Annotated in this window: 17 protein-coding genes and 1 tRNA gene; 9 read left to right on the top strand and 9 right to left on the bottom strand. The window is 75.3% G+C overall.

Going from position 1 to position 23,232, the window contains the following annotated elements; all coding sequences use genetic code 11:
* Nucleotides 1–17: 17 nt before the first annotated feature.
* The 7 genes from V5D56_RS11680 to V5D56_RS11650 form a co-directional block, all read right to left on the bottom strand.
* Nucleotides 18–518 (bottom strand): acyl-CoA thioesterase, encoded by a 501-nt coding sequence (locus V5D56_RS11680; RefSeq protein WP_435735508.1) that lies wholly within the window; start codon nucleotides 516–518, stop codon nucleotides 18–20.
* 180 nt (nucleotides 519–698) lie between these two features.
* Nucleotides 699–2,456: a GTPase family protein gene (locus V5D56_RS11675; protein WP_435735507.1), complete on the bottom strand. Its 1,758-nt coding sequence runs from the start codon at nucleotides 2,454–2,456 to the stop codon at nucleotides 699–701.
* Nucleotides 2,453–4,534: a dynamin family protein gene (locus tag V5D56_RS11670; RefSeq protein ID WP_435735506.1), complete on the bottom strand. Its 2,082-nt coding sequence runs from the start codon at nucleotides 4,532–4,534 to the stop codon at nucleotides 2,453–2,455. Before V5D56_RS11670 ends, V5D56_RS11675 begins: the two co-directional genes overlap by 4 nt.
* A 387-nt stretch (nucleotides 4,535–4,921) precedes the next feature.
* Nucleotides 4,922–6,604: an energy-dependent translational throttle protein EttA gene (ettA, locus tag V5D56_RS11665; RefSeq protein WP_435735505.1), complete on the bottom strand. Its 1,683-nt coding sequence runs from the start codon at nucleotides 6,602–6,604 to the stop codon at nucleotides 4,922–4,924.
* A gap of 119 nt (nucleotides 6,605–6,723) precedes the next feature.
* Nucleotides 6,724–7,182 (bottom strand): single-stranded DNA-binding protein, encoded by a 459-nt coding sequence (locus V5D56_RS11660; protein WP_435735504.1) that lies wholly within the window; start codon nucleotides 7,180–7,182, stop codon nucleotides 6,724–6,726.
* 46 nt (nucleotides 7,183–7,228) lie between these two features.
* Nucleotides 7,229–8,815, bottom strand: coding sequence for an ABC transporter (locus tag V5D56_RS11655; protein WP_435735503.1), 1,587 nt, complete (start codon nucleotides 8,813–8,815; stop codon nucleotides 7,229–7,231).
* Nucleotides 8,812–10,491, bottom strand: coding sequence for a GTPase (locus V5D56_RS11650; protein ID WP_435735502.1), 1,680 nt, complete (start codon nucleotides 10,489–10,491; stop codon nucleotides 8,812–8,814). Before V5D56_RS11650 ends, V5D56_RS11655 begins: the two co-directional genes overlap by 4 nt.
* A 133-nt stretch (nucleotides 10,492–10,624) precedes the next feature.
* Between V5D56_RS11650 and V5D56_RS11645 the strand changes: the two genes are divergently transcribed.
* A tRNA-Arg gene (locus tag V5D56_RS11645) sits at nucleotides 10,625–10,700 on the top strand.
* A gap of 70 nt (nucleotides 10,701–10,770) precedes the next feature.
* Here V5D56_RS11645 and V5D56_RS11640 read toward each other — a convergent pair.
* Nucleotides 10,771–11,205 (bottom strand): PPOX class F420-dependent oxidoreductase, encoded by a 435-nt coding sequence (locus tag V5D56_RS11640; protein ID WP_435735501.1) that lies wholly within the window; start codon nucleotides 11,203–11,205, stop codon nucleotides 10,771–10,773.
* Nucleotides 11,206–11,259: 54 nt separating this feature from the next.
* The gene (locus V5D56_RS11635) at nucleotides 11,260–12,003 is read right to left on the bottom strand and encodes an SDR family NAD(P)-dependent oxidoreductase (protein WP_435735500.1); all 744 of its coding nucleotides are present in this window, start codon (nucleotides 12,001–12,003) and stop codon (nucleotides 11,260–11,262) included.
* A gap of 328 nt (nucleotides 12,004–12,331) precedes the next feature.
* On the opposite strand from V5D56_RS11635, the gene V5D56_RS11630 reads away from it, so the two are divergent.
* The 8 genes from V5D56_RS11630 to V5D56_RS11595 all read left to right on the top strand — a co-directional run bounded on the left by V5D56_RS11630 (nucleotide 12,332) and on the right by V5D56_RS11595 (nucleotide 23,171).
* A complete protein-coding gene (locus V5D56_RS11630; protein ID WP_435735499.1) occupies nucleotides 12,332–13,549 on the top strand; it encodes a toxic anion resistance protein in 1,218 nt (405 codons plus the stop codon).
* Nucleotides 13,550–13,652: 103 nt separating this feature from the next.
* Nucleotides 13,653–14,210, top strand: coding sequence for a hypothetical protein (locus V5D56_RS11625; RefSeq protein WP_435735498.1), 558 nt, complete (start codon nucleotides 13,653–13,655; stop codon nucleotides 14,208–14,210).
* Nucleotides 14,207–15,880, top strand: a complete 1,674-nt coding sequence (locus tag V5D56_RS11620) for an AAA family ATPase (protein ID WP_435735497.1) — start codon at nucleotides 14,207–14,209, stop codon at nucleotides 15,878–15,880. The genes V5D56_RS11625 and V5D56_RS11620 overlap by 4 nt, the downstream gene beginning before the upstream one ends.
* A complete protein-coding gene (locus V5D56_RS11615) occupies nucleotides 15,877–17,217 on the top strand; it encodes a hypothetical protein (RefSeq protein WP_435735496.1) in 1,341 nt (446 codons plus the stop codon). The genes V5D56_RS11620 and V5D56_RS11615 overlap by 4 nt, the downstream gene beginning before the upstream one ends.
* On the top strand, nucleotides 17,214–18,257 hold the full coding sequence (locus V5D56_RS11610; protein WP_435735495.1) for a glutamate ABC transporter substrate-binding protein: 1,044 nt from the start codon (nucleotides 17,214–17,216) through the stop codon (nucleotides 18,255–18,257). Before V5D56_RS11615 ends, V5D56_RS11610 begins: the two co-directional genes overlap by 4 nt.
* Nucleotides 18,254–19,360, top strand: a complete 1,107-nt coding sequence (locus V5D56_RS11605; RefSeq protein WP_435735494.1) for a hypothetical protein — start codon at nucleotides 18,254–18,256, stop codon at nucleotides 19,358–19,360. The genes V5D56_RS11610 and V5D56_RS11605 overlap by 4 nt, the downstream gene beginning before the upstream one ends.
* On the top strand, nucleotides 19,357–21,729 hold the full coding sequence (locus V5D56_RS11600) for a tetratricopeptide repeat protein (protein ID WP_435735493.1): 2,373 nt from the start codon (nucleotides 19,357–19,359) through the stop codon (nucleotides 21,727–21,729). The genes V5D56_RS11605 and V5D56_RS11600 overlap by 4 nt, the downstream gene beginning before the upstream one ends.
* Nucleotides 21,726–23,171: a PP2C family serine/threonine-protein phosphatase gene (locus V5D56_RS11595; RefSeq protein WP_435735492.1), complete on the top strand. Its 1,446-nt coding sequence runs from the start codon at nucleotides 21,726–21,728 to the stop codon at nucleotides 23,169–23,171. The genes V5D56_RS11600 and V5D56_RS11595 overlap by 4 nt, the downstream gene beginning before the upstream one ends.
* Nucleotides 23,172–23,232: the final 61 nt, after the last annotated feature.

Genomic DNA, 23,232 nt, shown 5'->3' with positions numbered 1-23,232 from the left:
CCACCGCGGAACGATGCTCAGCCCCGACGGCGGAACGCCAACGGCTCCTCGACGTACGGCTCCCAGGCCGCGCGCTCGGTGTCCGTGAGGCGGCGCGGCCTGCCGGTCGCGGCGTCGACCACGACGATCGTCGTCGCGGCCTTCGCGTACGCCTCCCCGCCGGAGGTCGGGCCGGTCCGGCCGAAGCCGCCGGGGACGCCGTCGTGCACCTCGTAGCAGACCTCGAGGCTCGCACCGCCGAGGTGTCCGACCCACAGCTCGACCCGGACCGGCGTTCGCGTGAACCCGAGCGGGCGCAGGTACTGGATCTCCTGGCGCGCGACGAGCGTGTGGCTCGTGGCGTGCGGTCCCGTCTCGAGCACCGCGGTGGGCCACGCGTCCTCGCCCGCCTCGGGATGCGTCCAGAACGCGGTGATGCGCGCGTCCTCGAGCAGCCGGAACATCTCGACGTTGTTCACGTGGGCGTAGGCGTCGAGGTCCGACCACCGCAGCGGGACGGGGACGTGCAGGCGGGTCATGGAGGTCCTCTCGGTGCTGCGGGCGGTGCTCGACGCCGACGGCGCGGTGCCGGGCGCGACGACCCATTCTGCCCCGGCCCTCACGTCGCCGAGCACGGGATCACCGACCGTCGAGCACGGGATGGGCCACCGGAATCGGCCAGATCCGGTGGCCGATCCCGTGCTCGGCGCGGGGCGCGCTCAGGAAGCGGCGACGAGGGCTCCGGCGCGGCACCGCGCGAGCGCCTCGAGCTCCTCGCCCACGGGCAGGCGCACGACCGCGTCGGCGACCTGGGAGATCGAGGCGCGCAGACGTCGTCGGGCCCGGGTTGCGCGGCGGCGCCCGCCGATCCCTGCCGCGGCGCGGGCGACCAGCGCGAGCAGCACGCCGACGACGACGCCGCCGAGGACGAGCAGCGTCGGCCACGGGAGCTCGGGAGCGCCCGTCCCGCCGAGCGCGAGCACGGGCGTCGGCGGCTCGGGCAGCCGCAGGTAGGCGAACAGCCAGAGCACGGCGAGCCACACGAGCCCGGTGACGAGCGCCGCGAGCACGAGCCACTGCAGCACGCCGACGACGCGCCACCACGCGGGGCGGCGCGACGCCTCGAGCTCGGTCCCCGCGACGGCGCGGTCGAGCGCGTCGGCGAGGTCGGCCGCGCCCTCCCCTGCCCGACGGCGCGCGACGAGCGCCCACGCGTCCGGCACCCCGCGCGTCGCGGCGTCCACGTAGTCGCGGACCGCCGTCTGGGCGCCCGCACGCAGCGCCGCAGGGACGGTGGGCAGCGAGGTGCGCGCGAGGTCCGCGCGGGGCGGACCGGTGGTGTCGGCGCCGCCGAGCGCCTTCGCGGTCCGGGCCGCCCGTGAGCCCGGCGCCGGTCCTGACCGCAGGCCGATGCGGCGCAGCGGGTCGGGCCGGAACCGACCGAGCCAGCGGGTGACGGGCCACCCCGTCGCCGCACGCGCGTCGCGCACCGCGGACCCGCGGACCGCCGCGACGACCGTCGGCACGCCCGCCGCGGCCTCCAGCGCGTCGACCAGCCCGTCGCGCGCCCGCTGCGCCGCGCGCTCGGGGGGCGGGTTGCCGCACGCGTCGGCGATGCGCCGGGCGACCGCCCGCTCGTCGGCCGCGAGCCGGTCGTTCGCGGCCCGACGGCGCGCCGCGGCGTCGGCGAGGAGACCGCGCAGGGTGTCCATCCCTTGCCCGGTGCGCGCCGAGACGCCGAGCACGCGCGCGTCGGCGAGCCCGTCCTGCGCGGCGAGGCGGCGCAGGTCGGCGAGGCACGCCTCGGCGTCCGCCGGCGACAGACGGTCGATCTGGTTGAGCACGAGGACGACGACGGACGCGTGCCCCGCGAGCGGCCGCAGGTAGCGCTCGTGGAGCGCGGCGTCGGCGTACTTCTGCGGGTCCACGACCCACACGAGGAGATCGGCCCGCTCCACGAGCCGCTCCGCACGCACCCGGTGCTCGGTGACGACCGAGTCGTGGTCGGGCAGGTCGAGCAGCACGAGCCCGCTCGTGAGCTCGGCCGGTCGGCGGCCGGTGCCGCGCAGGAGACCCCGCAGGCCGCCCTGCCTCGCGTCCTGCTCCGCGGTGTCCCCCGAGGCGAGCGGCGATCCCATCTCGTGCCGCCTGCTCACCTCGAGCCAGTCGAGCAGCGCTCCGGCCGGGCCGACGCCACCGGGTCCCCACACCGCCGCGAGCGCGTGCGACGTCGTCGGCCGCTGGACCCCGACCGTGGCCAGCTCACCGCCTGCGAGCGCGTTGAACACCGACGACTTGCCCGAGCCCGTCGCGCCGGCGAGCGCGACCACGGTGTGGTCGGCGGACAGCCCCGCCCGCTCGCGCGCACGCCCGACGACGTCGCGGGCCTCGGCCACGAGCGTCGCGTCGAGCCGTCCGTCTCCGGCGAGGAGGGCTGCCTCGAGCGCGGCGGTCCGGTCCGCGAGGTCGATGCTCACGGCCGCTCCGCCCCCGGACGCGGCGGGACCGGTGGGGTGTCCTGAGCGCCGGTCCCCGCGAGGTCGCCGCGCGCCGGGCGACCGAAGAGGCGGCGCCAGAACCCTGCCCGCGTGCCGTCGTCGGCGGCGGCCTCCCGCGTCGTCTCGTCGGCGGTCGTGCGGCCGGCACCGCGCAGCGGCCGCGCGGCGTGGCGACCCGTCGTCGTCCCGGACGGTGCGGGTCGACCGGCCCGCTCGGCGCGCGCGGCCGCCTCCACCGCGTGCGCCGCGTCGCGCACGCCCTGGGCGGCGGTGACGGCATCGGCGCTGCCCAGGGCGTCGAGCTGCGCGGTGAACCTCCGTGCCTCGCCGTCGAGCACGTCGTCCACGCGCTCGGCGAGCCGCTCGCGGGCCGTCTGCGTGAGGCGACGCACCGCGTCGTCGCCGAACACGGCCTCCAGGAGCTTCTGGGCGACGATCGCCGTGCCGCCCGCGATCCCCACCTCCGCGCCCGTGATGCCGCCCGTCGACGCGAAGACCAGGACCATGAGGCTCACCCCGAGCCCGTTGATCCCGAACGACAGCGCGCGCGCCGCGCCGCGCTTCCCGGCGCCCTGCTCGCGCACGAGGTCGAGCACGTCGCCCTGCCACGCCCGGATCTGCGCCGAGACCTCGGTGCGCGCGGCGACGGACGATCGGGAGAGGTCGAGCCCGTCGAGCAGCGCGAGGCCAGACGGGTCGGCGCGCCACGTGCCGTAGGCGCGGTCCGCGGCGGTGTCGGCGGCGTCCAGGACGACGGCCTCGAGGCCGTGCGCGATGGCCTGCTCGACCTGCGGCGCCTGGGCGGGGCGACCGCGGAAGAACGACGCGATCGCGTCGCGGACCCGGCCGACACCCTGCTCCACGGCGCGGAAGATCTCGCTCGTGCCGACGAAGTCCTGCCACCGGGCGAGCACCTCGCCGCGCAGGAGCGCGCCGTCGCTCGTCGCGGCGTCGACCTCGGCCGCAGCGTCCGCGTACGCGCGCTCGACGACGTCGCGCAGGCGCGCGTCCGAGGTGCCCTGCGCGTCCGCGGCGCCGGCGACGAGCACCGCCCGGCGCACCAGGTCGTCGACGACGCCGTCGCGCGTCGCGAGCGCGACCCGGTCCCGGGCGTCCGCGTCGACACCCAGCTCGGTGAGCCAGGCCGACACCTCGGCCACGGACTGCTCGGGAAGGAAGCCGTCCACCAGCTCGGACTCGCCGACGACGAAGAGCGGCGAGGCACCGAGCCCGTTCTCGGCCATCATGCGCCGCAGGTCGTCGGCGACCGCCTCGGCGCCGGCGTCCACACGGTCGAGGACGATCGCGACCTGCGCGCGCCGCTCGGCGGCACGGTGCAGCAGGTCCCACGGCACCGCGTCGGCGTAGCGGGCGGCGGTCGTGACGAAGAGCCACAGGTCGGCGGCGCCGAGCAGCTGAGCGGCGAGCTCCCGGTTCGCGGTCTCGACCGAGTCGACGTCGGGCGCGTCGACGAGCGCCAGCCCTTGCGGCAGCGCGTCGCTCGCCACGAGCCGCAGCGAGCGCGACAGGTCCGCGCCGCCGGGCTCTCCGGTCCCGTTGCCGGCTCCGGCGACGGAGCCGGAGCCGGAGCCGTCGGTGCGGTGCGAGCTCACGCGCGCGAGGCCGGGCAGGACGCGGTCGGTCGAGAACCACCGCTCGTCCAGCGGGTGGTGGACCAGCACCGGTGCCCGCGTGGTGGGCCGCAGCACCCCGGGCGCGGACACGTGCTCGCCGAGGAGCGAGTTCACGAGCGTTGACTTGCCTGCCCCGGTCGACCCGCCGACGACGACGAGCAGCGGCGCGGCGTGCGACCGCAGCCGCGGCAGCAGGTAGTCGTCGAGCTGGTCGACGGCGAGCGCGAGGTCGTGCCGCGCCGTCTCGACGCCCGGCACCTCCAGCGGCAGCCGCAGCGCCCCGAGCCGTCCCCGCAGGATCTCCAGCGCCTCGACCAGCCCCGCGGTGCCCGCCCCGGCTGCCGACAGCGCCGGCACCTCGCCTCCGCGCTCCTCCGCATCGCCGGCAGCGGCGTCGGCACGAGGCGTTCCGGGCTCGGTCATCCCGCCAGTCTGCCGCAACGCCCCAGGCCAGGCGCGCGCACGACCCGCCGCCGCGAGAACGGAGGAACTCTCTGGACGACGAGCGCCCGGCCCGCGGCCGCGTCGGCGTCGGCGTCGAGAAGGCGATCGGCGCCGCACCACGAGAAGGTGAGACGGCACACGAGGCAGAAGGCGAGACGGCACGCGAGCCCGGCGGGAACGGCGGCGCGCGCGGGTCGTGGCGGGTCTGGCGGGAGGCCGCGAGGCACGAGCGGCCGGATGGTAGACCCGCGCGCGCCGTCGTGGACGCCGGGCGGAGGAGCGCGCGCCGTCGTGGACGCCGGGTGGAGGTAGCGCACGCACGACGACGCCGGGCAGGGTGTCCCCGCCCGGCGTCGTCAGGACCGATCAGTCGCGCGTGAGCTTGCGGTACGTCACGCGGTGCGGACGCGCCGCGTCGGCGCCGAGGCGCTCGACCTTGTTCTCCTCGTAGGACGCGAAGTTCCCCTCGAACCAGTACCAGCTCGCCGGGTTCTCCTCGGTGCCCTCGTACGCGAGGATGTGCGTCGCGACGCGGTCGAGGAACCACCGGTCGTGGGACACCACGACGGCGCAGCCGGGGAACTCGAGCAGCGCATTCTCGAGCGAGCCGAGGGTCTCGACGTCGAGGTCGTTGGTGGGCTCGTCGAGCAGCAGCAGGTTGCCGCCCTGCTTGAGCGTCAGCGCGAGGTTGAGGCGGTTGCGCTCACCGCCGGACAGCACGCCCGCGGGCTTCTGCTGGTCCGGGCCCTTGAAGCCGAACGACGCGACGTAGGCGCGCGACGGGATCTCGACGTTGCCGACCTTGATGAAGTCGAGCCCGTCGGACACGACCTCCCACAGCGTCTTCTTCGGGTCGATGCCGCCACGCGACTGGTCGACGTACGAGATCGAGACGGTCTCGCCGACCTTGAGGTCGCCGCCGTCGAGGGGCTCGAGCCCGACGATCGTCTTGAACAGCGTGGTCTTGCCGACGCCGTTCGGGCCGATGACGCCGACGATGCCGTTGCGCGGCAGCGTGAAGCTCAGACCGTCGATGAGCTGACGGTCGCCGAAGCCCTTCTGGAGGCCCTTGGCTTCGAGGACCAGGTTCCCCAGGCGCGGGCCCGGCGGGATCTGGATCTCCTCGAAGTCGAGCTTCCTGGTGCGCTCCGCCTCAGCCGCCATCTCCTCGTAGCGCGCGAGACGCGCCTTGGACTTGGTCTGCCGACCCTTGGCGTTGGAGCGCACCCACTCGAGCTCTTCCCGGAGGCGCTTGGCGAGCTTGGCGTCCTTCTTGCCCTGGACCTGGAGGCGCTCGCCCTTCTTCTCGAGGTAGGTCGAGTAGTTGCCCTCGTAGGGGTAGAGGCGGCCCCGGTCGACCTCGCAGATCCACTCGGCGACGTGGTCGAGGAAGTACCGGTCGTGGGTCACCGCGAGGATGGCGCCCGGGTACGAGGCGAGGTGCTGCTCGAGCCACAGCACGGACTCGGCGTCGAGGTGGTTGGTGGGCTCGTCGAGGAGCAGCAGGTCGGGCTTCTCGAGCAGGAGCTTGCACAGCGCGACGCGGCGACGCTCACCGCCGGAGAGCACGGACACGTCGGCGTCCGGCGGCGGGCAGCGCAGCGCGTCCATCGCCTGCTCGAGCTGGGAGTCGAGGTCCCACGCGTCGGCGGCGTCGATCGCCTCCTGGAGCGTGCCCATCTCGGCGAGCAGCGCGTCGAAGTCCGCGTCGGGCTCGGCCATGAGCGCCGAGATCTCGTCGAAGCGGTGCTTCTTGGCGAGGATGTCCGCGACCGCCTCCTGGACGTTGCCGAGGACCGTCTTCTCCTCGTTGAGCGGCGGCTCCTGCAGCAGGATCCCGACGCTGTACCCCGGGGAGAGGCGCGCCTCGCCGTTCGAGGGCGTGTCGAGGCCCGCCATGATCTTGAGGATCGTGGACTTCCCGGCACCGTTCGGGCCCACGACGCCGATCTTCGCGCCGGGCAGGAAGTTCAGGGAGACGTCGTCGAGGATGACCTTGTCGCCGTGCGCCTTGCGCGCCTTGTACATGGAGTAGATGAACTCAGCCACAGCCTGTGTTTCCACCGTTCGGTCGGTCTGGAGTGGAGTCGGGATTCTCGACCACTCAGCGTACGCGGTCGGGCCGCCGCACGGGTCCTGACGGACGGCACGCCGTGCGGCGGGACCGGTCAGACCGTCGCGAGGTGCTCCTCGTCCGCGGGCGCCTCCTCCTCCACGGCGCCCTCGGCCGCGTCGAGGGCAGCCGTCCCGGTGTCCTCGCGCCGGTGCACGGTCCGCGCGAACCGGGACTCGCCGAGGGTCAGGTCGTGCCCGAGGGACGTCGCCTCGACGACGAGGCTCGTGCGCGGCCCGTCGGGACCGGTCCACTCGTCGACCGACAGGCGGCCCGAGACGACGACGGGGTCGCCCTTGTGCAGCGACGTCGCGACGTTGCGCGCGACGTGCTTGAACGCCTTGACGGTGAACCACAGCGTGCGACCGTCGACCCACTCGCCGCGCTCGCGGTCGAGGTAGCGGCGCGTCTGCGCGATGCGGAAGCTCGTGAAGTCCGTGCCGGAGCCGGACGTGAAGAGCGTGGGCGTCGTCGCGACGAAGCCCGAGAACGTGACGGTGACGTCACCGTGCATGGGTGCCTCCTGAGGCCGGTGCGCCGGGCGGGTCCCGGCGTCCGCCTCAGGGTGCGCTGCGCGCGGTGCCGCCGTCCGACGTCGTGCGCTCGCCTGTGGACGAGGCCTCCAGATCCGGGCCTGTGGGTAGCCGTAGCGGCCCGGTGAGCGGTGCCACAGGCGTCTGGTCGCGCGCCGACTGCGCGAGCTCGCGGACCTGGCGGTGGGTGTCGAGGAGGTCCTGGGTGGGCCGGCCCATCGCCTCCTGCACGACCCGCTCGATCGCGCCGCGACCCGACGCGAGGACCTGCTGCTCGCGCCGTCGGGCGAGCGTGCGGCGCACCTGGACGACGGCGAGGAAGCACACGACCGCCCCGAGCACCGCGACGGCGGCCACGACCGCGCACACGGTGACGAGCACGCCCGACAGGTCGAGCACACCGAGCGAGCCCAGGACGGCGAGGACCCCGGCGACCACCCCGACCGCGAGAGCCACCCACGCGGCGCGACGCGTCGGCCGTGCGGACGCCGGGCCGCGCGTGTCCAGCGGGATCTTCGACAGCGCCGCGACGGTCGCCTCGGTGATCCCCTTCGCGGGCGCCACGGCCCCGTCCAGCGCGAGCCGCCAGCCCGGGCGCAGCGCTCGGCCGGCCCGCTCGATCCAGCGCGACCGCGACAGGGCGACCGCGTCGGGCTGCGGCGGGGAGAACTCGGGACGCCCGTAGCCGTTGCGGACCGCGGCGCCGACCTGACCCGCGACGGCCGCGAGACCGGTCGCCGCGGCGAGCCCGTCGACCTCTGCCTCGACCGCGGCGCTCATGGTCCAGGGCACGTCGCCCGGGATCTCCGCGAGCAGCAGCGCACCCGCGCGGTCCAGCTCGCCCGCGACCCGGCTCGCCGCGACGCTGCGTCGTGCGACGGCCTGCTCGAGCAGGTCGCGCAGCTCGTCCAGACCCTCGCCCGTGCGGGCGGACACCGTCGTGACGTAGACGCCGGTGAGCCCGTCCTCGGTGAGGAGCCGGTCCATGTCCTCGACCAGGGACGCGCGCCGGCTCTCCGGCACGGTGTCGATCTGGTTGAGCACCACGACCATCGACCCCTCGAGCCCCGCCGACTTCTGCAGGTAGCCCGAGTGGAGCGCGTCGTCCGCATACTTCTGCGGGTCGACGACCCACACGAGCAGGTCGACGAGCGGCAGCACGCGGTCGACGACGGCACGGTGCGCCGGCTCGATCGAGTCGTGGTCGGGCAGGTCGAGCAGCACGAGCCCGCCGAGCGCCGACTCGTCGTCGGCGTCGAGCATGCCGTCGCGCGTGATGCGGCGCTCCGCGTCGACCTCGAGCCAGTCGAGCAGCGCCGTGGCCTCGTCGCTCCACGCGCACGCCGTGATGCGCGCCGTCGTCGGGCGCTTCACCCCGACGTCCGCGAAGTCGAGTCGCGAGACCCGGTTGAACAGGCTGGACTTGCCCGAGCCGGTGCCGCCCGCGAGCGCCACGACCGTGTGGTCGACGCCGAGCGCGAGCCGTTCGCGCACGCCACCGATCGCGTCGCGCACCTGGGCCGCGACAGCGGGGTCGAGCCGGTCGCCCGCGAGGTCCACCGCGCGCTCGAGGTCCTCGGTCCGGGCACGCAGCTGGGCGTCGTGGGACGTCACATGAGCCTCCTCAGCTCGGCGAGTCGTAGGCGCAGGCCGACGGCGGCGTCCGGCGCGAGCGCGGGCACGTCGAGCGCGGCGAGGACCGGCTCGGCCTCCCGGTCGACCATCGCCTCGGCACGGTCGGCGAGGTCGGACGTCAGAGCGGTGAGGGCGTCGTCGGCGGTGTCGGCGAGCGTCGTACGGACGAGGGCCGCGGCGTCGTCGCTTCCGGCTGCCGCGGCGAGCAGGAGCGCGGCGAGCCCGTTCTCCCCGAACGCCTTGACCGCGGCGCGCGCGGCGTCGGCCGCGTCCGGACGGCCGAGCCCGGCGACCACCTCGTCCGCCCGGGCCGCCCACTCGTCCACGTGCCGGTCGGCGGCGGTCTCGCGCGGGTCGGCCGTCTCCTCGGCGTCGGGCGCGACGGCGGCCCCTCCGGGGAGCGGGCGCGTCCCCACGAGCGCCGCCCGCAGCGCGTCGTGCGCGAGCACCCCGTCCGCCACCAGCGTGCGGCGGACGACGGCGCGGACCTCGGCGAGGAGCGGGCCGAGCGCGACGTCGCGCGCACGGCCGCGGCGTCGCGTCGAGCGCACGACACCGCCCCGGACCTTCACGCGGTCCACCTTGTCGGCGCCGGTGATCTGGGACCAGCGCGCGGCGAGCGAACCACGGGACGAGTCGCCGCGCAGGACCGACTCCCGGGCCTGCGCTCGCACCGGCGGCAGCGCGGCGGCCACCGCGTCCCGGAGCACCTGCGCCGCCTCGATCTGCTGCTCGACCGCGTCGGAGACGCCCGTCACCCACGACGGCAGCGCCGCGAGGGAACCCTTGAGCGTACGCACGATCACCGCGCGCGAGCGGTCCGGACCGGCGAGCATCGTCAGCCAGCGCGCGACGGGGGCCACGACCGACCGGTCCAGCAGACCCTCGTGCGGACCGACGTCGGGCACGACGAACAGCGGCACGCCGTCCATGCCGTGGTCCCGCAGGCGCTGGAGCAGGTCGCCGCGGATCGTCGTGAGCGTCTCGCGCGGCACCCGGTTGAGGACCATCGCGACGCTCGCACCGCGCTCCATCGCGCGGCTCAGCGCCTTCCACGGGAGCGCGTCGCCGTAGCGCGACGCCGTCGTGACGAACAGCCACAGGTCCGCCGCCTCGAGCAGCAGGCCCGCGGTCTCGCGGTTCTCCGACAGGAGGGAGTCGAGGTCGGGGGCGTCGAGCAGCGCGGTGCCGCGCGGGACGCCGTCGTGGTCGATGACGCGCGACACGCGCGTCGCCGGGCCCTCGACGATCACGTCGGCGTCGAGGGGGTTGAACGCGAGGACGGGCTCGCGCGTCGTCGGGCGCAGCACGCCGGCCTGCGAGACCTCCTCGCCGAGCAGCGAGTTGTACAGCGTCGACTTGCCCGCGCCCGTCGAGCCGGCCACCACGACCACCGCCGGCGAGGACAGCTCCTTGAGGCGCGGCAGCAGGTGCTCGTCGAGCTGGGTGAGCAGGCGGTCACGCGAGGCCGCCGCCTCGTCGGCCCCGTCGATCGCGAGCGGCAGCTCGACCGCCGCGACGTCCCGCCGCAGGTCACGGGCCACGTCGAAGACGGTGACGCCCAGCTCCTCGCCCTGCTCGGCACGGCCGCGGCCCGCCACGCCGCCCGGGCCTGTGGCGCTCTGGGCGCCGGTCGCGACGTCTCGGGTTCTCACGGGTTCATCCTGACGCCTGGACCCGACCCCGCAAAACGTACGCGCCGTCCGTGCAGGTCGGCTGCGGGTGGCTCCACGCCGGGTGGCGGTCGTGACCTGCCCGCACGCAGGCCGCACACTACGATGGCTGCGCGCCTCGATAGCTCAATGGATAGAGCAACGGCCTTCTAATCCGTAGGTTGCAGGTTCGAGTCCTGCTCGGGGCACCACACCGCCCTCCGGCGTCCCCCTGCCCGCGGTCCCTGCGCGCGCCGGTCGGCCCAGGAACGTGGCGAGCGGTCAGCCGAACGACTGCGCGTCGGCGTGCTCGACCTCCACGAGGAACGCGTGCCGCTCCTCGCCGCGCGGGTACGGACCGCCCGTGTAGAGGACGGAGATCCGGTCGACGACCGCCCAGCCCGCCTCGCCGTCGAGCACCTCGACGACGCGGCCGCGCAGCGTCGCCATGACGAACGGGTTCCCGGTCTCGGTCACCGAGACCGCGACGCGCGGGTCGCGCGCCAGGTTTCGCGCCTTGCGCGAGCCCGGACCGGTGAGGAACGCGAGCCGGTCGCCCTCCCAGGCGACCCACAGCGGCACGACGTGCGGGGCGCCGTCGGGCAGGACGGTCGCGAGGTGCGCGACGTGCGGCCCCGCGACGAGCGCGCGGGCGCCCTCGGGGACGTGAGCTGGGCCGCGTACGGATCGGGTCTCGGGCAAGGCGTGGTCGGTCATGGTGTCCCGACCGCGGACAGGACGCCGACTCATCGGTCAGCGGGGTCAGCGGGGTCAGCGGACGATCGCGCCGCACGACAGGTCGAGGACGGTACCCGTCGTCGCGCCTGCAGCGTCCGATGCGAGGTAGACCGCGCTGCCGGCGACCTCGGCGAGCCGCGGCAGCCGTCCGAGCAGGGTGTCGTCGACGAGGTCGGGCAGGTCCTCGTCCTTCGCCCCGGCGGTCTCCGGCGTGAAGTTGGGTCGTAGCCCGACGACGCGCACCCCGTGGCGCCCGACCTCGCCCGCGAGCCCGCGCACGAGCGCCTCGAGCGCGGCGCACGCGAGGTTGAACCCGCCCATCTCGTGGCGCGACTCCTGCGCCGCCGTCGTCGAGAGCACCACGACGACGCCCGAGCCCTGGGCGACCATGTGCCGCGCCGCGGTGCTCGCGGTGTGCGTGTGGCGCCGCACGGCCTGCGTCACGGGGACGAGGACGTCGTCGGGCTCCATGTCGACGAACGGCACGTTCTGCACGGCGTCCATCCCCACGGCGTTGAACGACACGTCGAGGCTCCCCGCCGTCGCCACCACGTGCGCCGCGTGGTCGCGCACCGCGGCGAGGTCGTCGACGTCGACCACCGCGGTCTCGGCCGAGCCCCCGGCCGCCCGGATCTCGTCCGCGAGCGCGTCGAGCGTCGCGGCCGTACGTCCTACGAGGAACACTCGGGCGCCTGCGGCGGCGAAGGCCCGGCTCGCCGCCGACCCCATCGACCCGGCGGCCCCGTAGACCACGGCGTTCTTCCCGGCGAGCTGCACGGTCGTCTCCTTCTTCTCCGATGGCCGCGGCGTCGAGGGCGGTGTGCGTCCACCTGTCCGTCCACGTGACCCGTGCCGCGCGATCGACAGGGACGACGGCGCTCGCGGACGGAACTCATCGGCCCCGCACTCGTTGTGCTCGGCATGGGGAGCTCTCACCCGGCCTGGGTGGGAAAGGGTAAAGATCGGGCCACCCGTCGTAGATATACTCGCCGGACCGGCTCACGGGCCGGTTCCGCCCGGTTCGCCCGGGTACCGGGGGCGTGCGACAGCACTCCCCCAGCCGCCACCGACGGCGACCGACGGCACGCACGAGCGAAGGATCGAGATGACCGAGGCAGCACCGCTCCAGCCCCCCGCCCCGACGGAGACGCTCACGCTCACCGCGCCGGAACCCGTCAAGCCCGTCGCCGCCACGCAGGCCCCCTCGCTGGCGCCACGCGTCGACGAGGCCGCGATCCCCGGCCTCGAGGCCAAGGTCGGCTCGTACCTCGACCAGCTCCTGTCCGCGGACACGCGCTCGCCGGAGTTCGCCGCCAAGGCCGACGACGTCCGCAAGATGGGCGACGCCGACATCCGGGCCGCGGCCGACGTGTCCAACCGCATGCTCGACATGCCGGTCAAGGAGTTCCGCGAGGGCGGCGTCTCCGACAGCTCGAAGATCAGCAAGTCCCTGCTCGAGCTGCGCCGCACGGTCGAGGACCTCGACCCGAGCGAGGCGCCGATCGGCAAGAAGCTGCTCGGCATCATCCCGTTCGGCGGCAAGATCCAGGACTACTTCCGCCGCTACGAGAGCTCGCAGACCCAGCTCAACGCGATCGTCCAGTCGCTCTACAACGGCCAGGACGAGCTCCGCAAGGACAACGCCGCCCTCAACCTGGAGAAGCAGAACCTCTGGGACACGATGGGCCGGCTCAACCAGTACATCTTCATCGCCGAGCGGCTCGACACCGAGCTCTCCACGAAGATCGCCCAGCTCGAGACGACGGACCCCGAGCGGGCCCAGGCGCTGCGCGAGGACGTCCAGTTCTACGTGCGCCAGAAGCACCAGGACCTGCTCACGCAGCTCGCGGTCTCCATCCAGGGCTACCTCGCGATGGACATCATCATGAAGAACAACCTCGAGCTCATCAAGGGTGTCGACCGCGCGACGACGACCACCATCTCGGCGCTGCGCACGGCCGTGATCGTCGCGCAGGCGCTCGCCCACCAGAAGCTCGTGCTCGACCAGATCACCGCGCTCAACACGACGACGTCGAACATGATCGCGTCGACGTCGAAGATGCTCGCGGACCAGTCGGCGACCATCCAGTCGCAGGCGGCGAGCGCGACCGTGGGCCTGCCGCAGCTCCAGCAGGCGTTCGCGAACATCTACGCGACGCTGGACTCGATCTCGACGTTCAAGACGCAGGCGCTCGACTCGATGGCCCAGACGATCGGCGTCCTCGAGACCGAGACCACGAAGGCCAACGAGTACCTCGACCGGGCGCGTCGCTCGGACGTGTCGCAGGCCGGCAACGGCTCGCTCGACATCGGCCGGCTCTGAGCCGCCCCGCATGACGACGACGACACCCGCAGCAGCACCCGCAGCATCCGCAGAGTTTCCCCTGTCATCTCCCGCACGCACCCCGAGCTGGACGGTCGCCTAGATGGGCTGGTTCTCCGACGTGGTCGCCCGCATGGGCGGTCGCTCCCGCACGTCCGAGCCCGCCCTCGAGCTGCCTGCGCCCCCGACGAGCGCCGACATCCTCGCGTCCGTCGAGCGGATCGAGCAGCAGATCGAGGGGCGCGTGCCCCCGGCGGTGACGGCGCGTGTGCACCGCATCACGGGCACGGTCGAGGAGATGGTGCCGCGGCTCGACCGCCTCGGCGGCGGGTCGCAGCAGGCGCACACGGTCGTCGCGACCGCGACGAGCTACCTGCCCGAGGCCGTCGGCGCGTACCTGCGCCTGCCGCGCGACTTCGCCGACCGCCGCGTCGTCGCGCACGGCAAGACGTCCCTCATGCTCCTGTGCGACCAGCTCGACCTGCTCGGCGTGACGCTCGACAAGATCTCCGACGCCGTCTCGCGAGCCGACGCCGCGGCGCTCGTCGCGCACGGGCAGTTCCTCGCGGACAAGTTCCGCGACTCGTCGATCTCCCTCGCGCCGGGTGCCGGTGCCGGGACGCCGCCGCCCGACCTGACCGGACGCCTGGAGGCCCCGTGACGACGCCCGACCTCGCCACCGCGCTCGACGCGCTGGCCGCCGCCGCACGCGACGCGGGGGTCGACGAGGACGCAGCCCGCGACGAGGGCGCACGCCTCGCGGCCGCGGTCGCCGAGTCCTCGACCGGTGCCCCCGCGGCGTGGCTCGCGGCGCTCGGCCACGACCCCGCCGCGACCGGCGCGTTCTTCACGGCCGCCTCGAGCGCACGGCGCTGGCGCTCCTCCCCCACCGACGTGCTCGCCGGTCTCGTGGCCGCCCGCTCCACGCGCGCGGGCACGTACGGTGCGGCGCTGGCCGATGTCGCGACGGCCGCCGCGGCCCTCGGCTCGCCCGGTCCGCACGTCGCCGGCAGCGCCGCGGCGACCGCGTCCGTCCAGCGCACCGCGACCGCCGGCACCCGCCCGCCGTCCCCGCCGGTCCCGTCCGCACCCGCACCCGGCCCGACGACGCCCGCGGCGGGCGGCCCGCTCGGCGCGCGTCCGGCGTCGGCGAACCCCTTCGACCTGGGCGACCTCGCTCGCCTCGGGAACCCGTTCCCCGCTCCGCGCACGACGGCGCCCGACGTCCCGTCCGTGGACGCGATCCTCGACGCGCTGGGGGCGCGCGGGCACGGGACGCCGGGCGACCCCGCGTCGTCGGGCACCGGACGGACCGCTACCGACACGGGCGGGACGACCGGAGCAGCGCCGGCGACGACCGCGCAGACCACGTCCGCGCAGGCCACCGAGGCCGAGGAGGAGCCCGCGCGCCCGCTCGACGAGCTGCTCGCCGAGCTCGACGCGCTCACGGGGCTCGCCCGCGTGAAGGACGAGATCCACCGCCAGACCGAGCTGCTGCGCGTCGAGAAGCTGCGGACCGACGCCGGGCTGACGCGGCCCACGCTGACGCGCCACCTCGTTTTCCTCGGCAACCCGGGCACGGGCAAGACGACGGTCGCGCGCCTCGTCGCGGGCATCTACCGCGCGCTCGGGCTGCTCGCGAAGGGCCACCTCGTCGAGGTCGACCGCTCCGAGCTCGTCGCGGGCTACCTCGGCCAGACCGCCGTGAAGACGTCGGAGGTCGTGGCCACCGCGCTCGGCGGCGTGCTGTTCGTCGACGAGGCCTACGGGCTCGCGGAGGACCAGTACGGCGCCGAGGCCATCAACACGCTCGTCAAGGACATGGAGGACCACCGCGACGAGCTCGTCGTCGTCGTGGCCGGCTACCCCGGGCCGATGGCGGACTTCCTCGCGACGAACCCCGGCCTCGAGTCGCGGTTCTCGACGACCATCACGTTCGAGGACTACACCGACGACGAGCTGCGCGACATCTTCGCGGGCATGGCCGAGCGCTCCGACTTCGAGCCGACGCCCGCGGCGCTCGAGACGTTCGGCCGCCTGGCCGCCGCCCAGGCCCGGACCGAGGGCTTCGGCAACGCGCGCTGGGCCCGCAACGTGCTCGACGCCGCCATCGCCCGCCACGCGTGGCGGCTGCGCGACGTGCCAGCCCCCACGGTGGACGAGCTGCGTCTGCTCCTGCCCGCCGACCTCGTCGACGGCGAGGGCGCGCCCGCCCTGCTCGCGTCGCTCGACCCGCCCGTCGACCCTGAGGCACCCGGCACGCCCGAGGCGCTCGACGCGCCCGAGAGCACGCCACCTCCCGTCCACCCCACCGTCGAGGAGAACGCATGACGACCACCCCGGTCCGCCAGGCCGCGCCCCCGCCGTCGGGCACCGTCCTCGCGGCGCCCTCGGCCCCGGCCGGCCAGGCCGTGCAGCCCGCCGGCAGCGCGACCGTCGCCCGCGCGCGCGGAGCGCTGCGCCGGACGCCCGGCCGCCTGCGCCTCGTGCTCGCCCTGTCGGTCCTCGCCTCCGTCGCGCTGGGCCTGCTCGGCTTCCAGGCGGGCAGCGTCCAGTCCCGCGCGCTCGACGCCGCCGCCGAGGACTCGGCGCAGCTCGTCGGCGTCCAGGAGGTGCGCAACGCGCTCGTCGCGGCCGACGCCACGGCGACCGGCGCGTTCCTCGTCGGTGGCCTCGAGCCGGCCGAGCAGCGCGCGCGCTACGACGAGCTCGTCGACCAGGCGGCGGCCGACCTCGCGACGCTGTCCGGCAGCAACGAGGCCGACGCCGAGCTCCTCGGGCAGGTCGCCGCAGACCTCACCGTGTACACCGGGCTCGTCGAGCAGGCGCGCGCCAACAACCGGCAGGGCTTCCCCGTCGGCGCCGCGTACCTCGACCAGGCGTCCACGATCCTGCGCGACGAGATGCTGCCCGCGCTCGACGAGGTCGTGCTCGACGACGCCGACCGCGTCGCCGCCGACTTCTCGGGCGTGCGGAACGCGCTGTGGATCCTCGCCGGGTGCCTCGTGGCGCTCGCGGTGCTCGTGCTCGGCCAGGTGTGGCTCGCGCGGCGGACGCACCGCGTGCTCAACGTCGGCCTCGCGTCGGCCACGGTCGTCGTGCTCGTCGTGGGGCTCGTCGGGACGATCCTGCTCTCGCAGTCGTCCGCTCGGGCCCAGGACGTGCGCACCGGCCCGTACGCCGCGACGCTCGCCGCCTCGCAGGCGTACGCGCTCGCGAACGAGGCGAAGTCGATGGAGGCGTTCACGCTCATCAAGCGCGGCTCCGGCCAGGCGTACGAGGAGGAGTTCCAGGCCGCGACCGCCGACGCCGCCGAGCGGCTCGACACCGCCGCGGCCGACGGCATCCTCGACGGGACGACGGCCCAGGCGCTCGACGAGTGGGTCGGGCACCACGCGGAGATCCGCGCGCTCGACGACGGCGGCGACTGGGACGGCGCCGTCGCGCTCGCGACGAATACCGAGCCCGACAGCGCGAACGCCGCGTTCGACGCCTTCTCTGCCGCGGCCCGCGACGACATCGGGACGAACGCCGCAGCGACCCGCGACGACCTCGCGTCGGCGAGCACGAGCGCCGCCGTGGCCGGCTGGCTGCTGCTGGCCGCCGGTCTCGTCGCGGCCCTGCTCGCGTGGCGCGGCATGACGGCACGACTGGAGGAGTACCGGTGACGACGACGAACGCCGCCCGCGCGGCCACCACGGGCCGAGCCCACCGCACCGCGCCGCGCCGGTCGCGACTGCGGACCGGTCTCGCCGCCGCGCTCGCCGCGACGACGCTCGTGCTCGCGGCCTGCACCGGCCCGAGCGGCTCCGACGACCTGCGTCTCGCCGCGGAGGAGCCGCCTGCCGAGGAGAGCGCGCCGCCCGCCGCCACGGCGCCGGCGGAGTGCTCCGACCCCGTGCAGTCCTACGCGCCGGAGGGTGCGCTCCCGGCGCCCGACGCGCTCCCCGCCGGCAGCACGATGGCCGAGATCCGCGAGCGCGGCGTCCTGCGCGTCGGGGTGTCGGCGGACACGCTGCTCATGGGCTCGCGCAACCCGCTCTCGGGCGACATCGAGGGTTTCGACATCGACGTGCTGCGCGAGGTCTCGCGCGCGATCTTCGGCGACCCGGACCGGCTGCAGTTCCGCGTCATCACGTCGGGACAGCGCATCGAGGTCCTCGAGGGCGACGACCCGGACGACGTCGACCTCGTCGCCCGGGCGTTCACGATCAACTGCGACCGCTGGGAGCAGATCGCGTTCTCCGCGGAGTACTACCACGCGGGCCAGAAGGTCCTCGTCACGCGCGACTCGCAGGCCGCGGGCATCGCGGACCTCGAGGGCCAGCGCGTGTGCGCGCCGGAAGGCACGACGACGATCACGCGCCTCGGGGAGTACCCCGGCATCGAGGCGGTCCCCGCGACGACGCACACGCAGTGCCTCGTTCTGTTCCAGCAGGGCCGCGTCGACGCCATCACGGGCGACGACACGATCCTCGCCGGGTTCGCCGCGCAGGACCCGTACGCGAAGGTCGTCGGCGAGGCCATCAGCGACGAGCCGTACGGCGTCGGCGTGCCGGCCGCGAACGTGGACATGGTGCGGTTCGTCAACGGCGTCCTCGAGCGGATGACGTCCGACGGTACCTGGGCCGCGAGCTACGACCGCTGGCTCGGCGTGCTCGGCGACGCCCCGACGCCCCCCGCGCCGGTCTACGGCCGCACGCCGTGAGCCGTCCCGTCGCACCCGAGGCGCCGGGACGGCTCGGTGAGGCCATCCCGGCCGCCGAGCTCATGGCGTACCTCGGCGCGCTCGAGACGTGGCTCGACGCGCGGCGGACCGAGCTGGACCGCCTCGACGCCGCCGCCCAGGCCGCGGCGACGCCCGACGCGTACACGGCCGACCTCGTGCTCGCGCTCTCGCTGTGGCAGGCGATCCGCGGGCGTGCCGACGAGCTGCGGGTGACGTGGGACTCGGGCCGTGTCGACGCGGTCGCGCGCGAGAAGATGTCGGTCCTCGTGTGGGGCCGGCTCGACTCGGGCTCCGGCGCCGCGCTCGTGTCGCTCGTCGAGGCCGTGAAGCTGTGCGACGCCCTCGTCGTCCAGCTCCGCACGCGCCTGTCGTTCGACCCGCACACGGCCGACCAGGTCGCGCGGCTGCGCGGCGTGCGCGCCGAGCTCGTGCGCTGCGAGGACCTCGCCGGGTCCGACGCCGACGCCCGGGGTCGCATCGAGGCGCTGCGCGGACGCCTCGACCGGCTCGTCGGGCAGGCCGCGCGCGGCGCCGACGTCTCCGGTCCGCTCGCGGAGCTCGAGACCGAGGTGGCCCGCGCGGAGCGGGACCTCATCGTCGCCTCCGCGCAACGGCGCGAGCTCGGCCGCGACCGGGCGCGGACGACGGAGCGGCGCGACGCCCTCGAGGCCCGCGAGCCCGCGCTGCGCGAGCTCGTGACCCGGTGCCGCCGTGAGATCGCGCACCCGCCGCGCCTCGCCGTCCCCGACGTCTCCCGGCTCGGCCCCGTGCCCGACTCCCGGTTCGAGCTCGACGCCTACTCCGCCCGCCTCGACGCCGTCGCCCGTGCGGTCCAGACGGTCGAGGACGCCTACGCCCGGCCCCTGCGCGAGCGCGCCGAGCTGCGGTACAGCCTCGAGAAGCTTGCCGCCAAGGCGGACGCGAACGGCCGCTCCGCCTCCCCCACCGTCCGCTCCGGCCTCACCGAGGCCCGCGACGCCGTCGAGGCGACGCCGTGCGACGTCGTGCTCGCGCGCTTCCTCGTCGAGCAGTACCACTTCCTCACCCGCGACCTGCCCACCTCGGAAGGAGCGTCGTCGTGACGACCACCGCGACCGTCCCGTGCTCGGAGCCCGGCTGCCCGGGCACCATCGAGGACGGCTACTGCAACGTCTGCGGGGCGCCGGCCGGCGGCACCCCGGGGGGCACGCCCGCGACCGCGGGCGCCTCGACCGGCCCGTCGACGGCGAGGGCGCAGGGTGCCGGCTCGGCGACCGCCGCGTCGCCGTCGGCGATGCTCGGCACGGGCTTCGTCCAGGGCCGGACCGGCGCGGTCTCCCCCGGCGGGTCCGACCCGGACGCCGAGCGCTCCACGCGCACCGGGCGCACGAGCTCGAGCCGCCTCGCGACGGCCGCGCTCGGCTCCGCGCGCACCGCCGCCACAGGGTCCAAGGCGACCCGTCGTGTCGGCACCTCCTCGACGCGCCTGCGGGGCCACCGTCTCGGTGCGGGACTCACGACCGTCCCCTCGGCGCCCGTGACGGACCCGCTGCAGGCCGTCATGGCCGTGCCCGAGGTCGCGGAGCGCAAGCGCTTCTGCCCCGCGTGCGGCGAGAAGGTCGGGCGCGGTCACGACGGCCAGCCCGGTCGCACCGCGGGCTTCTGCCCGCACTGCGGCAACCGGTTCGACTTCTCGCCGCAGCTCTCGCCGGGCGACGTCGTCGGCGGGCAGTACGAGGTCGTCGGCTGCCTCGCGCACGGCGGCCTCGGCTGGATCTACCTCGCGCGCGACCAGAACGTGTCCGGCCGCTGGGTCGTGCTCAAGGGCCTGCTCAACTCGGGCGACCCCGACGCGTACGCAGCCGCGATCTCCGAGCGCCAGTTCCTCGCCGAGGTCGAGCACCCGCTCATCGTCGAGATCTACAACTTCGCGATGCACGACGGCGCGGGCTACACCGTCATGGAGTACGTCGGCGGCAAGTCGCTCAAGGACATCCTCCAGGACCGGCGCGAGGCCAACGGCGGCGGCATCGACCCGCTCCCCGTCGACCAGGCGCTCGCCTACGTCCTCGAGGTCCTGCCGGCGTTCGCCTACCTGCACGACCACGACCTGATCTTCTGCGACTTCAAGCCCGAGAACGTCATCCAGCAGGGCGACGGGGTCAAGCTCATCGACCTCGGCGGCGTGCGGCGGCTCGACGACCTGCAGTCCGCGATCTTCGGCACCGTCGGGTACCAGGCGCCGGAGGTCGCGGAGGTCGGCCCGTCCGTCGCGTCGGACATCTACACGATCGGCCGCACGCTCGCGACGCTCGTGCTCGACTTCCGCGGGAACACCACGACGTACGTCGCGTCGCTGCCGCCCGTCGCCGAGACGCCCGTGTTCCAGCGGTACGACTCGTTCTACCGCCTGCTCGCCAAGGCGTGCGCGCTCGACCCGTCCGACCGGTTCGCCACGGTCGACGAGATGCGGGCCCAGCTCGTCGGCGTCCTGCGCGAGGTCGTCGCGACCGACCGGGGCCCCGGCCACGCGGCGCTCCACTCGGCCGCGTCCGTGCTGTTCGAGGCGCCCGTCTCCGACGTCGCGGAGCGGCCGCTCGACTGGGACGAGCTGCCCGTGCTGCGCGCCGACGAGCACGACCCCATGGCGAGCTGGCTCGCGGGGGTCAACATCGCGGACCCCGACGCGCGGCTCGCAGCGCTCGCCGACGCCCCGGAGGACACGGTCGAGGTGCGCCTCGCCCGGACCCGCGCCGCGATCGAGGCCGGACGGCGCGACGTCGTGCAGACGACGATCGCCGAGATCCTCGCGGACGACCCCTGGGAGTGGCGTGCCGCCTGGCTCGGCGGCCTCGACGAGCTCGCGCGCGGTGACTCCGTCGCGGCCCGCGCGTCGTTCAACGCGGTCTACGGCCAGGTGCCGGGCGAGCTCGCGCCCAAGCTCGCGCTCGCGACGGCCTGCGAGCTGAGCGGCGAGCCCGACATCGCCGAGTCGCTCTACGTGATCTGTGCCCGGTCCGACGCGAACTACACGGCGCCGGCCGCCTTCGGCCTCACGCGCATCCGCCGCGAGCGGGGCGACCTCGACGGCGCCCTGGCAGCGCTCGACCTCGTGACGCCGACGCGCAGCTCGTACGTCGAGTCGCGCGTGCTGCGGGCCCATCTCCTCGCCGACTCCGGTCGGGGTCTGCCGGCGCTCGCCGACGCGCTCGCGAGCGTCGGGGCGGTGACCATCGCGCCGCGCGAGCGCGCCGAGCTCTCGGTGGGGGTCCTGCGCTCCGCGCTCGACACCGTGACCGCGTCCGGCCCGTCCCCCACGACCCGGATCGCGGGCGTCCCGGCGGACGAGCCGGCGCTGCGCGACGCCCTCGAGAGCGCGTACCGGGACCTCGCGTCGCTCACGGACTCGCGCGACGAGCGCATCACGCTCGTCGACCGGGCGAACGAGGTCCGCCGATGGACCGTCCGATGAGCGCCCCCACCGGCGCGACCGGCCCCGGCGCGACCGGTCCCGACGCGATCACCGCCGAGGAGGCAGCGACCGCGGCGACGAACCCCGGCGTCGCACCTGCCGATGGGACCCACGACGGCGCCGCGTCTGCCGAGGCGACCGACCCCGGCACCGCGTCTGCCGAGGCCACGGACCCGGGCACGACCCCCGTCGAGGGGGAGGCGCCCGGCGAGCCCGACGGCGGCGCACCGGACGATCTCCTCTCCTGCCCGGCGTGCGGCGAGCCGTCGCACCCCGGTGCGCGGTTCTGCGAGGCGTGCGGCACGCCGCTGGCGTCGTTCGCACCCGAGCCCGCGGCGCCCGGGTCGACGGCTCCCGAGGCGGGTGTCGTGCCCGGCGTCGACGCGACGTCGGGCGGTGACCCGAGCACCGCATCCGGCGACGACCAGCACCCTGTCGGCAAGCACGCAGCCAGCCAGCCCGACGGCGTGCGCCCGTGCGTGCGCTGCGGCGGCACCATCGCGGAGGACGGCTACTGCGCGCAGTGCGGCGAGCCCGCGGCGACCGAGCGCGACCACTGGGCCGAGCGGCCCGCGGCCTGGGCCGCGGGCGTGTGCGACCGCGGGGTACGCCACGTCCGGAACGAGGACGCGATGGCGCTCGCGGCGAGCGGCCCGGCCCCCGTCGGGGTGGGATCCGCGGAGCGGCCGGGGGCTGCGGCCGGTGACGACCTGGCCGACCGGTCCTTCGCCGCGCTCGTCGTGTGCGACGGCGTGTCCAGCGCGCCGGACTCCGACGTCGCGAGCCTCGCCGCGGCACGGGCCGCGCGCGACGTCCTCGCCGCGGGCGGCCCGACGGGCGACGCTCCCGTCCAGGGCGAGACGACGGCGCGGCTCAGCGCCTGGTCCGTGCTGCTGGGCGACGCGGCGCGCGCCGCCAACCAGGCGGTCCTGGCCGCGGTCCCGAACACGGCCGACCGCGAGAACCCGCCGTCGTGCACGTTCGTCGCGGCCGTCGTCGACGGTCCGCTCGTCGTCACGGGGTGGGTCGGCGACTCGCGCGCGTACTGGCTGCCGGACGCGGGCGAGGCGCACCAGCTCAGCGTCGACGACTCGTGGGCGCAGGAGATGATCGCCCAGGGCATCCCGCGTGCGCAGGCGGAGACGTCGCCGCAGGCGCACGCGATCACGCGCTGGCTAGGGCACGACGCGCCCGATCCCACCGCACGGACGGCGGCCACGATCCCCGACCGCCCGGGCTGGGTCCTCGTGTGCTCGGACGGGCTCTGGAACTACTGCTCCGCCGCGGGCGACCTCGCCGCGCTCGTCCACGCGACGGAGGGCTCGGACGGCTCCGACCCGCAGGCGCTCGCCGCGGCCCTCGTCCGCTGGGCGAACGCCCAGGGCGGACGGGACAACATCACGGTCACGCTCGCCCGGTTCGGCGCAGGGGCCGCCGCCTGACCCGGCCACCGACCAGCGGCCGCCGACCGCCGACCGAGGCCGCGCCCGCCGTCCGACCGGC

This window comes from Cellulosimicrobium sp. PMB13 (genome assembly GCF_051294865.1).
Classification (GTDB): Bacteria; Actinomycetota; Actinomycetes; order Actinomycetales; family Cellulomonadaceae; genus Cellulosimicrobium.
Note: the sequence above shows the minus strand (reverse complement) of the source record. Positions and strands in the feature narration are given on the sequence as shown.

What these genes read in the sequence shown, in the direction of transcription:
- V5D56_RS11640 (WP_435735501.1), bottom strand. Translation starts at nt 11,205, where the DNA reads ATGACCGACCACGCCTTGCCCGAGACCCGATCCGTACGCGGCCCAGCT.
- V5D56_RS11670 (WP_435735506.1), bottom strand. Translation starts at nt 4,534, where the DNA reads ATGACCGAGCCCGGAACGCCTCGTGCCGACGCCGCTGCCGGCGATGCG.
- V5D56_RS11660 (WP_435735504.1), bottom strand. Translation starts at nt 7,182, where the DNA reads ATGCACGGTGACGTCACCGTCACGTTCTCGGGCTTCGTCGCGACGACG.
- V5D56_RS11680 (WP_435735508.1), bottom strand. Translation starts at nt 518, where the DNA reads ATGACCCGCCTGCACGTCCCCGTCCCGCTGCGGTGGTCGGACCTCGAC.
- V5D56_RS11625 (WP_435735498.1), top strand. Translation starts at nt 13,653, where the DNA reads ATGGGCTGGTTCTCCGACGTGGTCGCCCGCATGGGCGGTCGCTCCCGC.
- V5D56_RS11630 (WP_435735499.1), top strand. Translation starts at nt 12,332, where the DNA reads ATGACCGAGGCAGCACCGCTCCAGCCCCCCGCCCCGACGGAGACGCTC.
- V5D56_RS11595 (WP_435735492.1), top strand. Translation starts at nt 21,726, where the DNA reads ATGAGCGCCCCCACCGGCGCGACCGGCCCCGGCGCGACCGGTCCCGAC.
- V5D56_RS11615 (WP_435735496.1), top strand. Translation starts at nt 15,877, where the DNA reads ATGACGACCACCCCGGTCCGCCAGGCCGCGCCCCCGCCGTCGGGCACC.